Consider the following 13,505-nt stretch of genomic DNA (forward strand, 5'->3'; position numbering starts at 1 on the left):
TTGGCTCGAAACGGCCCGAGCATCTAGCAATCCCTGGTCCCCTAGCCCTACGCCTCCTGACCATGCGCGGATTTGCCGGCCGGGCTCGGAAGCGGCATGAAGCTGCTTTTCCTGTATAGAAAGAGTCCTATGAGGACCAACAGCGCCATCAGCGAGGACGGCAGCAACGGTCCAGCCGCCGCGTTCGTGCCATGTCCGCTGCATTGACACCTCTAGCCCAATGCTGGCCTATGATCGACTAGTACGGCCGGGACATTGAATGGACATGGAGGCTTAGGTTGCATTCGCTTACTCGCAGCATTGTGCTGATTACGGTCTTGCTGGCTGCTCAGGCGTGTGCCCGGGGCCCGACAACGGACGCAGCAACTCAGGAGGAAACCATGAATGGACAAACGCCCAACGCGGCGGAGGTGCGCTCCTCGCAGGACCGAGCCGCCGCAGCGGTCGACGCGGCGGTTGACGAAGCCGGTTCGCAGGGTCCTCTGCCTACCGTGGACTCGGACGGTTATGCGCCGTTGCCGCAAGGTCCTGAGGTGAAGGCGGAGACGTTGGTAGAAGCCATTGTCCGTATGGCGAAGACGTTCGAGTCTCGAGAGGACATGGTTCCACTTCGTGTGGCTCAGTTGACTTCGCTCGGAATGGCGCCCGACAGTCGAACTGAGCGTACAGGCGTCCAGGGTCCGATCGGTCATGCCCGCTACGAGTTAGCCGCTTGGAAGCGCTACGAGCGTCATCCTGGCCACAGCGTCGAGCTGACGGTTCGGCCTTCAGACGCTTGTGAGATTTTGTTCAAGTCATTGCATGACCCGTTGGTCGCAGCAGGGTTCGCTATCTCCACCAATGCAGTTGGTTTTAAGCCTATGGTGTACTTTTCTCGATCAGTCAGCGAGGGACTTGATCTGCACATCATCCTGAACACTGAAAGCCATACTGATCCACAGTGCGTTTCACGTGTCAGGATGGAGATGGAGCCGAGCGATGGCTGACCGGCGCGATATTGAACGCCTACTCCAAGACTTGGCGCAGCAACCCGGTCTACCGAAGGGCGCAGTGCAGGACATAGGTCAAGCGATCGATACATCGCCCTTTCTGGCTTCGGTCATGATCCAAGCCATCGAATGGAAATCGTTGCGACGCATTGAGGTATCCAACCAGCCGAATGAAAGCGGGCACTACGACGACAACACCGGCACCCTCAGTATCAGCTCAACGTTGTTTGCACCACGCAGCGCGTCGGATCGCTTGGACATGCTGGCGGGTACGTTGGGCCACGAGACAGGGCACGCGCTGATGTCTGTTTCGGCAAAGCAGTCGCTGAACAAATTCGTCTACAACATGGAAAGCGCCCTCAAAGAGGGCATTCGATACGGCGAGCCGATGGTCGATGTCACTGCGCATGCCAAGCAATACATGGTCGATTCACGTCGGAACGAGGCGCTGGCGGAGCTGGTGAGCATGAACGCGGTAGCCAGCCGCGTGGTGACCGTCACAGGCAAGTGGAGCGAGCCGGAGTTGCTAGGCCGCCTCGAGCCAACGACGGCCTGCGTGAAGGATGGGAGGCTTGAGCCAGGTATCCATATCGACGCTCGAGGCATGCAGCGCACGGGGAACAGCATTGCCAGTCCAGCGGTGGAAGCCGTCGCAGTCTGCCACTTTGATAACAGCGACAGCAGCTTGGGGGTTCAAGGTAAATCCAACTATGCCGACTACTACGCGGCCTATGCGATCGGTGCTGGCGCATCCCTGTTGAAGGAACGCTCTGCCGCCACGACCCAAGTGTTGCCAAGATTGGGGTACGACTTGGCGGAAATGGGCACCGACGTTGCAAGTCTGGAGACGGCCGGAGTGAACCTGGGCGGCGAGGGCAAGGCATTCGGATTTGTTGATACTTCCAACGGGCAGCAACGGGAGGTGGAGGTCCGTCAGTTGGGGCCGCTGCAACACAGACCTGACCAAAAGACAGCCTCCATTGAGTCGATGCCTGAGTTGCTTGCTGACAACCCCAGTCACCACGACCATTCAACCTATGCACGTATCCAGGACTGGGTGACGGGAACTGGGAACTGGACCAATGAGGAGAGTCGCAATGTAAGTGCTGCGCTCTACAGACAGCAGACCGAACATCCACTGGTACAGCGGGTAGACCAAGTTACCGGCGGTCTTGGAAAGGACGGAGCCCACAACGTGTTTGCGGTCTATGCCCCGTTTGGAGAGAAGGGGCCATTCTTCCATGCCCACGTGGACGGCCGCCAGGCGGCTCAGGAGCCAGCGCAGCAGAACCTTCAACTGGCGGAGGCTGCCCAACAGACCCAGTCACGTGAAAAGGCGCTTGAGCCGACACAACAACATGCCCAGCAGCATGAGCAGGGGCCCAAGATCTCTGTAAGTGGGCCTTGATCCAGTGCTTGGTCCCTCAACTGCTGGATGACGACGCACCCCAATCCCGAGCTGCGCAGCGGCTTGGTATCCCATCTACGACGACATAGATTTCTGCACGCCCACCCGCACAGTCGGGTGTGATACAGATCAAAACCGTCTGCACAGCCAGCATGCGCCCCCGGCAGTACCCTGCGCATCTACCAACTGCCTGGGGCGCAGGGTGAACGCATCGATCCAGCGGGTGAACCTGCAACGGCTGATCCTCGCGCTTGCCGCGCTCTCGGCGCTGGTGATGCTGGGCAATGCGGTCTGGGCCAGCTACCAGGTGCAGCGCCAGCAGCTGCTTGAAAAGAGCCTGGAAGCCAACCGGGTGTACGCGCACTCGCTGGCGCAGTCCACCCAGCACTTCGTGCTGAACGCGCAGCAGCAGCTGGCGCTGGGCGCCGAACGCCTCAGCCGCAACGCCGCCCAGCCCGCCGCGCACGACGACGAAGTGGAACGGGTCAAGCTGCAGACCGATGCCTTCAACAGCGTCATCTCGGTCAATGCCCAGGGCGTAGTGGTGGGCGCATCACCGGCGCTGCCAGAGCTGCAGGGCAAGGCCCTCACCAGCGCCGCCAACCGGCAGGCGCTGCAGCAGCGGGTGCCGATGGTCAGCGATCCGTTTGTTGCCCACACCGGTAACCTGGTCGTCACCCTGTCCCACCCCGTGTTCAATGCCGACGGCGACTACGCCGGCTACATCACCGCCTCCATCCACCTGCGCGACCCCAACGTGCTGCACAGCCTGCTCGGCACCCATCCCTACGACGATGGTTCGTACCTGTATGTGGTCAGTCGCGATGGCACCGTGCTCTACCACCCCGAACCCGACCGCGTCGGCCAGCCCGCCACCCGCAATGCCGCCGTGGATGCACTCGGCCAGGGCCGCGCCGGCGCCTTGCACTCGCGCAACCGCCACGGCGTGCAGATGCTGGCCGGCTTCGCGCCCGTGCCCGCGGCCGGCTGGGGCATCGTCGCCCAGCGCCCTGCCGAAGCTGCCGTGGCCCCCATGGGCAGCTTGACCACCACGGTGCTGCGCAATGCCGCGCCGCTGGGCCTGCTCACCCTGCTGCTGATCTGGCTGTGCTCACGGCGCATCGCCTCGCCGTTGCAGGAACTGGCCCGGCACGCCCAGGAGCGCGATGTCGGCGCCGCCATCACCCAGGTCAAGGCGATCAATTCCTGGTACCACGAAGCCGCCCAGCTCAAGCAGGCCGTGCTGGTCAGCTTCCGCAACCTCAACGAGCGTATCGGGCTGCTGGACAAGGCGGCCCTCACCGATCCCCTCACCCAGCTGTTCAACCGGCGTGGGCTCGAACGCGCGCTCAGCGCACTGAATGCCTCGGGCGTGCCGTTCGGGGTCATCACCCTGGACGTGGACCACTTCAAGGGCGTCAACGACCAGCACGGCCACGAAACGGGCGACCAGGTGCTGGCCGGCATCGCCCAGTGCATGCGGGCCAACGCACGCCCGCAAGACGTGCTGTGCCGCCTGGGCGGTGAGGAGTTCCTTGCCCTGCTGCCCGAGGTCAGTGCAGAAACCGCATTGCAGGTGGCCGAACGCCTGCGCAGCGTGATCGAAACACACGCCTTCCCCACGGTCGGGCACATCACCATTTCGGCCGGCGTCAGCCATTACCCGGAAACCCAAGCCGATGCAGACCTGGTCATCCGCCAGGCCGACAAGGCGCTGTACCGGGCCAAGCACGGCGGCCGCAACCGCACCGTGCTGTACCGCCGCCGCAGCCAACGGCGCGAAAACCCCTCCTGATCTACGGAGCAGACGCCCAGCAGAGGCTGAATGGACGCACCGGCCTTCATCTGCCGCGCACACATCCGAGCATCCCGGCGCGGCATCATTGCTGCGCAACAGCAGCGCCCCTTCCACTGGAATTCCCTTGCAGCCGCATTCCCCTTCGGCCGATCAACCGGCCCCGTTGTCGCCTACCTTTTTTGAATTCTTGACCGTACGGGCCGGCGAGCACTGGTTTGCCGTGGACGTGCAGGCGACGGTCGAAATCCGTGGCCCGGAAACGTTCAACACCGTGGGTGGTGAAGGCCTTCCCATGCTCACCGTGCGCGAAGAAGAACTGAAGGTGGTCGACCTGCGCCGGCTCAGCGGGCTGCGTGCGTTCCAGTCCGCCTGCCCGGCAATGCTGCTGGTGCAGGCAAACACAGAGGTGCTGGCCCTGGCCGTGGACGAGGTTGGCGAGATCGAAAGTGCTCCGCGCGAGCGGGTGCGGGCGCACCATACTCTGGGGTATGTCTTCTGCAGCCAGAGCATTGCCATGGCCGACAGCGGCGAGATACCGCTGATCGACCCGCTGTTGTTGATTGCCGCCTGATCGCACCGCCAGGCAGGGCCTGGCGGACGTTGGCTACAACACAACCGCAAACAGCAGCGCAACCACCAGGGCTGAAGTCAGCAGGAACGATGCCAGCACGAACCCCACCGCTGGCAGATACCCCACGCCATTCAACGCCACGAACGTGCGCGTTCGCGCCCACAGGTACCAGGCCACCGCGGCCAGGCTGGTTGCCGCGCCCCAGCCCATCGCCTCTCCGCCCACCGCATGCGAAACCGCCAGCAACAGTACGAACGGACAGGCAATGAACGCTTGTATGGAAAACGGCTCCCGCAAGGTGTCGCGGTTGATCGGCAGGCGTTGCCGCCACAGCGTACTCAGCGCCGCGCCCAGCGCAAAAATGCAGAACACCGCCGAGCGCGACAGCAGCAGTCCCTGTTCGCTGGAAAACAGCAGCTTGCCCAACGGCCCGGATACCGACAGCGGCGTCTCACGCATGGCCATCTCCAGCGCGTGCGCCAGCACCACCGACAGGATCAGCATCAGCACCGGGCTGATGGCATCGGCAAAGCGGTGCTCCGGGTCCTTGGCAAACTCGCCCCGCGTGTAACGCGCCACCTCGCCCGGTCGCACCAGTACCCGCCACAGCGTGCGCGGGTAGAACACCAGCCAGCCCACCAGCTCGTAAAGAAATTCCTCAAGCGATCTAAGCAGACGGATCAGGTCCATGGGATCAGGAGCGCCGCAAGGGGTGCGGCCAGCTTACAGCCCGCGCGCCCCGCCCCGGTAGTGCCAGCCCACGGCTGGCAGCTCGCAAGGCAGCCGAGCATGGGCCCAGTTCTACAGCGAGCCCGCTGCGTCCGGCGCATGCGGCGGCCATGCCACCACAGCCCGCAGTCCTCCCAACCGTGCAGAGCGCTGCAGCGTGACCACCGCCCCATGTGCCTCGGCCACGCCACGGACAATGGCCAGGCCCAGGCCGCTGCCTTCCACACCGCTGCCAAGAATGCGGTAGAAGCGATCGAATACACGGTCGCGCTCTTCCTCGGCAATACCCGGGCCACTGTCGTCCACGCTGAACCAGGCGGCGCGATTTTCTTGGCCCACCTCTACCAGGATCTGGCCACCGCTGGGCGTATAGCGGATGGCATTCTCGAGCAGATTGCGCACCAGCGCACCCAGCCCGGCCTCATCCCCCCTCACCTCCACCGGCGACAGGGTGAGCGACAGTCGCAATGAATGCAGATCCAGCAGCGCGCGCAGGGCATCGACTTCAGTGGCCACCAGCGCGTCCAGACTCAGCCGCGCGATAGGAGACCGCGTGGTCGCCTCGGTCCGGCTGAGCATCAGCAGCTGCGCCACCAGTCGCTCCAAGCGCCCCACCGAATCCTGCAGCAGGTCCTGCGCCTTGAACCGGGCGGACGCGTCGGCGGCCAGCCGCGCGTTGTCCGCGTGCACTTTCAGCGCGCTGATGGGAGTGCGCAGTTCATGCGCGGCGTCAGCCACGAAGCGCCGCTCGCGCGCCAGCGCTGCGTGCAGCCGCTGCAACAGGCCATTCACTGCCTGCACCAGCCCGTGCACCTCACGGGGCACGTTGCCCAGCTCCAGCGGCGACATCCGCTCCGGATCGCGCTCGCCAATCTGGTCCGAGACCCGTTGCAGCGACCGTGTCACGTGGCTCACGCCCCACCAGATCACCAGCGCCATCAGTGGCAGCGCCAGCAGCAGTGGCAACAGCGTGCCACCGGCAATGTCCTCGGCCAGTTCTTCGCGGATGTCCGAGCGCTCGCCCGACTGGAACCAGCGCCCCTCGGCGGTGCGCAGCGTAAAGGTGCGCCACTGCTCGCCATCGATCACAGGGCTCGCGTAGCCGGCCACCAGTGCAGCCATCGGCGTGACCGGGGCGCTGTCCGACCGCAGCAGCAACCTTGATTGCCGATCCCATACCTGGAAGGCCAGCTTGCTCTCATAAGCGTGGCCATCGGTGAACGCCAGCGCTTCGCCCACGCCTTCGGCGCGGCCGTGCCAGCCACGCAGCACGATCGGGTCGCCAGGAAACGCGCTGAGGTCACCCAGCGGCTCATCCACCAGCCCCACCAGCACCCGGGTCGACTGCACCAGCCGGGCATCGAACATCTCCCCGGCTTCCTGCAGGCCGGCGCGATAGCTGAAGAACCCAGCCACGGCCATCAGCACGGACAACGTGCCCAGCAGCGTGATCAGCAGTGTCCGGCGCATGGAGGTCATGCGTCAGCATCCGGTGCCTGGCCCAGTGCGTAGCCGATGCCGCGCACCGTACGGACGATGCCGGGGTCGACCTTGCGCCGCAGCTGGTGCACGTGCACATCCACCGCGTTGCTGGCCACGTCTTCATCCCAGCCGTACAGGTGTTTCTGGATGGTTTCCCGTGCCATCGGTCGCCCGTTCTGTTCCATCAGCAGCCGCAGCAATGAAAATTCCCGCCGGGTCAGGTCCAGCATACGGCCCTTCCAGCGCGCCTCCAGCGTGGCCGGATCCAGATGCAGGTTGCCGGCATCCAGCGTAGGTTGAGCCCTGCCGCTGCTGCGCCTGACCAGGGCGCGCACGCGCGCCAGAAGCTCGGCGGTGTCGAACGGTTTGCCCAGGTAATCATCCGCGCCGACATCCAGGCCCAGGGTACGGTCGGTGGCCCGCTCGCGGGCGCTCAGCACCAGGATCGGCACCGGGTTGGCCGCCGCGCGCAGGCGGCGGATCACTTCAATGCCATCCACCCGCGGCAGCCCCAGGTCCAGCACGACAAGGTCGAAATCGCCATCCTCGGCCGCCAGCAGAGCCGCCGTGCCGTCCTCTACCCAGTCCACCGCGAAGGCTCCGCGACGCAGGGCCGTCCGGATTCCCTCGCCCAAGGAGCGGTCATCTTCAACAAGGAGAATGCGCATGGCGGCAGTGTCAGGTTGCCTGTCCTACTTTGCAAGATGGCCCATGACATCCTTCAACTTGGCCTCGGCCTCGCGGCGACGGCCAGCGTCGGCCACTTCCCGCCCGGGTCGTGCCGGTGCCGTCACCGCCTTCTGCAGCGCCGCCTGCGCCGGCACCCACTCCTTCTGGTCGCGAAGGAAGTCGCCGTAGAAGTAGTTCGCATCAATGCCGTTCGGGTCGATATCCAGGCCCTTCTTCAGCATCCTTCGTGCCTGGTCGTCATCACCAAAGCCCAGCGGCCAACCGGGCACCTGGTAGTACAGCGCGCCCAGGCTGGTGTACGCCGCGCCATCCAGTGCCTGTGGATCCAGCTTCAGCGCCGCCTCGAAGTCGGCACGTGCCTGTTTCACCAGGCTGAGCGCGCCCATCCCGCCCTTCTCGCCCGCCAGGCTGGACAGCACGATGCCTTCCCAGATCAATGCACCTGCATCCCGGGGCGCAGCCTGGCGTGCCTGCGCGGCCTGTTTTGACAAGGCAGCAAACGCGGCCTCGCGCTGTGCCTTGGGCGTCTGGTAGTTGATCTGGGCCCAACGGTCGCGTACCTGCGCCACCGTTGCCGACGGCTCTGCTGCCACGGCCACCCCGACCAGCACGGCGGCGGCGATGAGGATGAGATAGAACATGGTCTTAGCCTGCGTGCGCTTCATGGGAAGTGTCCTTGTCGGGATGAAGTGGGGAGGGGTGCGTGATCGCGGACGAGGTACTGGCATGGCGCCTGACGATCGGCAGCTGCCTGCGCAGGCTGCGGTCCACCAGCTCCGGCAGCAGCCCGTTCAAGCGTGCAAACAGTCGCTCCGGCCAGCCCAGCTGCAGCCGCGGGTTTCCCGAGCGCAGCGCCGCCAGCAGCGCTGCCGCCACGCGCTCGGCCGGGTCGTGGGTCACGCCAAGTTCGGCGTTCATGGCGTCCACGGCCGCACTGTTGAAATCCGTGCGCGTCGCGCGCGGCGAGAGGTACTGGAACGTGACCGTGCTGCCGGCGTACTCGCGGCCCAGCGCCTCCACCAGGCCACGCAGACCGAACTTGCTGGCGCTGTAGGCAGCGAAGCCCGGGAAGGCCAGGCTGCCGAAGGTCGAGCCGAGCACCGCCACGCTGGCCTTGGGCTGGCGCTCCAGCAACGGCAGCAGCGCATGGATCAGCAGCATCGATCCCACCAGGTTGGCCTGCATCAGCTGCTCAAGCAACTGCGCCGATTGCCCAGCAAACAGCCCGAAGGCAGCGCTCGCATGGCCCACCACCAGCATCGAAGGCGCTGTCGGCAGGGCCTCGGCCCGGGCGAGCACCGTGCTGCGGCCCTCGGCCGTACCGATATCGGCGGCCACGGTCACCACCTTGCCTTGCGGCAGCGTCGAGGCCAGCGCCTGCAGGCGCGGCCCATCGCGGCCGACGGCCACCACCGTCGCGCCCTCGCCCACCAGCCCTGCGCACAGCAGGCGACCGATGCCACCGCTCGCCCCGGTCAATATCACCGTCCGTCCGCGCAGTTCCATCACGCGGCCTCCGCCAGTCGCGCGCCACCGCTGCGCAGCGTGCGGAAGATATCGCCATATAGAACGTAGAAGCGACGTGCCGCGTGGATGACCGCCGCCTGGTCGGCCGGATCGTCCAGCTTGTCCATCAACGACTTGAAGAAGCCCACATGCTCGATATCCAGATCGCCATGCGAAAGCAGATAGCTGAAGGCATTGCGAGGCAGATCCAGGGTGGCCTGCAGGCTGTTGGCGGCCTGGGTGGCCAGCGCCACGCTGGTGCCCTCCAGCACCAGCACCATGCCGAAGAAGCCGACCGGATTGCCGCGCTGGATGGTGTCATAGGCATAGCTGACCATCAGCTCGGTGGCCAGCGCCGGCTCGGACGCCGCCGCTGCTGCGCGGTCGCCGCCCGCCCCGGCAATATCGTCCAGCACCCATTCCTGGTGGCCCATCTCCTCTTCGATGTACTCGCCAATGGCCGTGCGCAGCCATTCCAGCCGTGCCGGCAGGCGCGCCCCACAGGCCATCAGCAGCGGCACGGTGTGCCGCACGTGGTGGTAGGCCTGCTGCAGGAACGCCAGGTAATCGCCGCGATCGATCCGGCCGGCCAGTGCATCGCCGATGATCGGAATCTGCAGCAGCGTCTGCCGCTCGCGTGTGGTTTCGGCCAGAAGATGGTCGTGGAAGCTCATGCGTGGTCTCCAGTGGAACTGAAAGCGGGATGGCCGTAGGCGGCATCGATCCCGGTCTGGTAGTGGGCGAGGATGGCCTCGCGTCGCGGCCTGCCGTTGGCCGTCAGCAATCCCGCCTGCACGGTGAAGGGCGTTGCCAGCACGTAGCGGGCAATCCGCGCGTAATCGGGCAGCCCCGCGTTGATGGCGGCCAAGGCCGCTTCCAGGGCCGGGGTGCCCTGCTGCGGGAACCGCGGCACCAGCACCGCCACGTTGTCCGCACGGGCCTCGCCCCATACCAGCGCCTGTGCGATGGCCGGATGTGAAAGCAGCTCGCTTTCCACCCACTCGGGCGAGACATTGCGGCCGAAGGCCGTAATGAACACGTTCTTGCGGCGGCCGGTGACGTGTACGTAGCCGTCCGCATCGATGTGGCCCAGATCGCCCGTGTGGATGGGGCCTGGGGGCAGCGGTTCGCCGCCCAGGTAAGCCAGTGCCCGCACGCCGTCCACAACGATCTCGCCGTCCACAATCTGCACCTGTGCGTGCGGCAGGGGCTGGCCAACGGAGCCATCGCGCTGTGCCCCGGGGCGGTTCAGGCACACCACCGAACCGCATTCGGTCAGCCCATAGCCCTCGAACACCGGCAGGTTGAGCTGCCGCGCCCGCGCCAGCAGTTGCGGCGCGACACGGCCCCCGCCAACTGCGAGGTATCGCAGCGAGGCGGGCAGCGCGGCCCCCTGCTCGGCGGCCATCACCAGCGCCAGCAGCAGCTGCGGCACCAGAATGATGCTCTCGGGCTGGTAGCGGTGCAGGCAGCGCAGCAAGGTAGGCACATCCAACCCCGAAGCACCGGTATAGCCGATTTCCTGAAGCGAGGGCAGCGCGATCTCCGCACCCGACAAGACCGCCGCATACAGGCCAGCCACGTTTTCCAGCAGCGTGGACAACGGCATCAGGCACAGGTGCCGCTTCGGCGCGATCTCCGCGGCGGCATCGGCCAGCGAGCCGGCCACCGTCAGCAACGTTTCCGCCGAAAGGCATACGCCGCGCGGGTGGCCGGTGCTGCCGGAGGTGTAGGTCACGCACGCCGTGCCCGCCGGCAGAGCCACGCTGGCGGGGGCACGCAGCCACGCCGCATGTGCACGCAGGCCGGGCAGGTCGCCTGCGTCCGCTTCGCCGTGCGCCGGCGACGCATCGCCGGCGGTCACCAGCAACTGCGCCGCGCTGCTGTGCAGGGCGTGCTGCACCTGCTCCTGGGAAAAGAACGTCGGCAACGGAACGTGGGCTACGTCGGCGACGCGCAGTGCAAGGTCCAGCACCATCCAGTCCGGCCCGTTGTCCAGCCGGCTGGCAACACAGCCCACCCCGGACCGTTGCAGCCACTGTGCAAGCTCCAGCACGCGCGACTGCAGGGCCGAAGCAGTTACCGTTTCCTGGCTGGCAAGCACAGGTTGCCGGTGCCCCTGCAGCAGATGCAGAAACGCCTGGGCGGCCGCGCTCATGCCGACGCCCCCGCTGCGCAGGCGGCATCGGTCGGGGCTACCGCACAGGCCTGGCCGCCAAGAAAGGCAATGCCTTCGCGGATGTTGCCGCACATCAGCCTCGGCTGCGTCTCATAGTAGCGCCCCCAGTCTGCCGCACCGCTGCCCATGCGCTCAGCGCGCGCGGCCACCAGATCCATGGGCGCCAGGTGCAGGCGCACGAAGGCATTGCGCAACTGCTGGGTGGCCACGAACAGCACCCAGTCCACCTGGGCGGCGTTGAGCACCCAGGCCAGTTGCACGATCAGCTCGCGTGCCACCCCGGGGGTTGAGGCGGCAAAGTGGCCGACCTCCGCAATCTGCTCGCGGCCTGGTGCACTGTGCAACCGCTGCCCGAGCACCTCCTCCACCGGATCATCCAGATAGTGCTCCACGAACAGGGCATCGCTGGCGGCGTTGCGCAGGCCCACCGCAGCCACCAGCTGCCCGCGCGTATCACGATAGGCCAGCAGCTGCGGCATGAAGCTGCGCACGTCGGCACCGAAGCGCTGGCGGTAGGTGGCGGCAATGAAGGCCTCCACTTCACCGCGCTGGGGATGGTCGGGGGTGATGAGGGCCGCTTCGGCAAACCTGCCCGGATGCGGGGCCAAGGGAATCGGCAGTGGGATCGTGTCCATGGACAGGATCGTGATGGCCGCCGATTAAGGCTTGATTAGCCGGTTGTTAGGCGATTGTTAGCACTTTGCTGCAATTTCGTTGGGCGTGTGCCGCGCCATCCATCCCGACAGCGCCTCTGCCGGCATCGGCCGCCCGAACAGATACCCTTGGAACAGTTCACAGCCCAGCCCAAGCAGCAGCGCGTGTTGGGCGGGTGTCTCCACGCCCTCTGCCAGTGCGCTCATTCCCATCACCTGGGAAATTTCGATGATCTTGCCCAGCAGGTGCCGCGCGCTTTCCTGGTGGGTGGCCGCTTCAACGAACTGGCGATCGATCTTCAGCTTGCGCACTGGCAGCGTGCGCAGCGTGGAAAGCGAGGAATACCCCGTTCCAAAATCGTCCAGCGCCCACGTCACGCCCAGTGCTTCAAGCACTTCCATGTTGTGGATCATCCCCCCTGTATCATGCGACAGCGCGGACTCAGTCACCTCAAATTCAAGCAGTGAAGGGTCAACGCGTGCGGTCTGGATAAGCGCTGCCGCAGCCTCAGCAAATCCGCGGTCCTGCAGCTGCACCGGGCTGATGTTCACGGCCACGCGCAGTGTGCGGGTGGACGCCGCGCCGGACCAGCGCTGCAGCAATTCGCAGGCCTGTCGCAGCACGTCCAGCCCCACATCACGAATAAGGCCACTTTCTTCGGCGATAGGTATGAACTCCACCGGCGAAAGCACTCTGCCGGAAGGATGGTGCCACCGTACCAGCGCCTCCACGGCCACAGGTTCACCGCGGCCACGCACCTGTGGCTGGTAGTGCACCGCAATCTCGCCGTTGCGGACCGCCCGCCCAAGTTCCCGTTCCCGTCGCAGCCGCTTTCCAACGTCCAAGCGGTAGATGCCAAAGATGGCCGCCAGCAATGACACGGCCAGCAGGGTGTTCGCCCACGCGCCCCAACTGCGCACCTCCAGCGGGGGCGACAGGCCAGGCGCCAGCGAATCAAGCACCCCAACGGCGAATGCTGCAAATACCGCCAGGCAGATCATCGGAAAAACCAGGGAGCCATACCGTTCGCGCTGCTCGAACGTGACTGCGGCACCCGCGGCCAAGGGAAGCAGGAACAGATGTACCGAGCGGGGCACCTTGGCGATAGGCGGATCGATCAACGCAATGGCACAGATGGCCAGGAAAACACCATGGGCTACGATCAGAAGAGACGTTCCATCACTGCGTCGGCTGCGGCGCAGCGCCAGAATGCCAACTGCCACAAGTGGAATGAACACTGCCGCCAGCTCGGCACGCTTGAAATAGGTGTAGCACGCCGTCCAGAACACACCCAGACAGATGCAGGCCACACCCGCCAGTGACAGGATTGAGGCCACCTTGTCGCGCCGCGCCGCGCCTTGGAACCCCAACCACCCATGCTGTTCATGCGCCGTCCTGTCGGACATCCAGAACCCCTCCCACGGCAGTTGATGATGCGAAAAACGGATGAAGCAAAGGCCTGTGGCCTGCCCGGAAGACATCAACCTGCGTAGCAGCGG

The 13,505-nt window shown here is 65.5% G+C and carries 13 protein-coding genes; 4 read left to right on the top strand and 9 right to left on the bottom strand.

Features of this window, described 5'->3' with window-relative positions; genetic code table 11:
- The first annotated feature begins 380 nt into the window (after nucleotides 1-380).
- The 4 genes from RTY46_RS14840 (at nucleotide 381) to RTY46_RS14855 (ending at nucleotide 4,766) form a co-directional block, all read left to right on the top strand.
- The gene (locus tag RTY46_RS14840) at nucleotides 381-986 is read left to right on the top strand and encodes a hypothetical protein (protein WP_312709311.1); all 606 of its coding nucleotides are present in this window, start codon (nucleotides 381-383) and stop codon (nucleotides 984-986) included.
- Entirely contained in the window at nucleotides 979-2,397 is a 1,419-nt protein-coding gene (locus tag RTY46_RS14845) for an XVIPCD domain-containing protein (RefSeq protein ID WP_312709312.1), read from the top strand. The genes RTY46_RS14840 and RTY46_RS14845 overlap by 8 nt, the downstream gene beginning before the upstream one ends.
- A gap of 202 nt (nucleotides 2,398-2,599) precedes the next feature.
- On the top strand, nucleotides 2,600-4,192 hold the full coding sequence (locus RTY46_RS14850) for a sensor domain-containing diguanylate cyclase (protein ID WP_312709314.1): 1,593 nt from the start codon (nucleotides 2,600-2,602) through the stop codon (nucleotides 4,190-4,192).
- An 88-nt stretch (nucleotides 4,193-4,280) separates the two neighbouring features.
- On the top strand, nucleotides 4,281-4,766 hold the full coding sequence (locus RTY46_RS14855; RefSeq protein WP_312709316.1) for a chemotaxis protein CheW: 486 nt from the start codon (nucleotides 4,281-4,283) through the stop codon (nucleotides 4,764-4,766).
- A gap of 33 nt (nucleotides 4,767-4,799) precedes the next feature.
- On the opposite strand, the gene RTY46_RS14860 is transcribed toward RTY46_RS14855, so the two are convergent.
- From RTY46_RS14860 to RTY46_RS14900, 9 genes are all read right to left on the bottom strand, one after another.
- Nucleotides 4,800-5,456, bottom strand: coding sequence for a hypothetical protein (locus tag RTY46_RS14860; RefSeq protein WP_312709318.1), 657 nt, complete (start codon nucleotides 5,454-5,456; stop codon nucleotides 4,800-4,802).
- A gap of 111 nt (nucleotides 5,457-5,567) precedes the next feature.
- On the bottom strand, nucleotides 5,568-6,953 hold the full coding sequence (locus RTY46_RS14865) for an ATP-binding protein (protein WP_312709365.1): 1,386 nt from the start codon (nucleotides 6,951-6,953) through the stop codon (nucleotides 5,568-5,570).
- A gap of 17 nt (nucleotides 6,954-6,970) precedes the next feature.
- Nucleotides 6,971-7,645: a response regulator transcription factor gene (locus RTY46_RS14870; RefSeq protein WP_312709320.1), complete on the bottom strand. Its 675-nt coding sequence runs from the start codon at nucleotides 7,643-7,645 to the stop codon at nucleotides 6,971-6,973.
- A 24-nt stretch (nucleotides 7,646-7,669) separates the two neighbouring features.
- Nucleotides 7,670-8,332 (bottom strand): hypothetical protein, encoded by a 663-nt coding sequence (locus tag RTY46_RS14875; RefSeq protein ID WP_312709321.1) that lies wholly within the window; start codon nucleotides 8,330-8,332, stop codon nucleotides 7,670-7,672.
- Nucleotides 8,313-9,173, bottom strand: coding sequence for an SDR family oxidoreductase (locus RTY46_RS14880; RefSeq protein WP_312709322.1), 861 nt, complete (start codon nucleotides 9,171-9,173; stop codon nucleotides 8,313-8,315). The genes RTY46_RS14875 and RTY46_RS14880 overlap by 20 nt, the downstream gene beginning before the upstream one ends.
- A complete protein-coding gene (locus RTY46_RS14885; RefSeq protein ID WP_312709324.1) occupies nucleotides 9,173-9,847 on the bottom strand; it encodes an iron-containing redox enzyme family protein in 675 nt (224 codons plus the stop codon). Before RTY46_RS14885 ends, RTY46_RS14880 begins: the two co-directional genes overlap by 1 nt.
- Nucleotides 9,844-11,331 carry an AMP-binding protein gene (locus tag RTY46_RS14890; protein ID WP_312709325.1) on the bottom strand — a complete coding sequence of 496 codons (1,488 nt, stop codon included), beginning with the start codon at nucleotides 11,329-11,331 and terminating at the stop codon, nucleotides 9,844-9,846. Before RTY46_RS14890 ends, RTY46_RS14885 begins: the two co-directional genes overlap by 4 nt.
- A complete protein-coding gene (locus RTY46_RS14895) occupies nucleotides 11,328-11,987 on the bottom strand; it encodes a thermostable hemolysin (RefSeq protein ID WP_312709327.1) in 660 nt (219 codons plus the stop codon). Before RTY46_RS14895 ends, RTY46_RS14890 begins: the two co-directional genes overlap by 4 nt.
- Nucleotides 11,988-12,044: 57 nt before the next feature.
- Nucleotides 12,045-13,487: an EAL domain-containing protein gene (locus RTY46_RS14900; RefSeq protein WP_312709329.1), complete on the bottom strand. Its 1,443-nt coding sequence runs from the start codon at nucleotides 13,485-13,487 to the stop codon at nucleotides 12,045-12,047.
- Nucleotides 13,488-13,505 lie beyond the last annotated feature (18 nt).

This window comes from Stenotrophomonas sp., from assembly GCF_032056425.1.
Taxonomy (GTDB): Bacteria; Pseudomonadota; Gammaproteobacteria; order Xanthomonadales; family Xanthomonadaceae; genus Stenotrophomonas.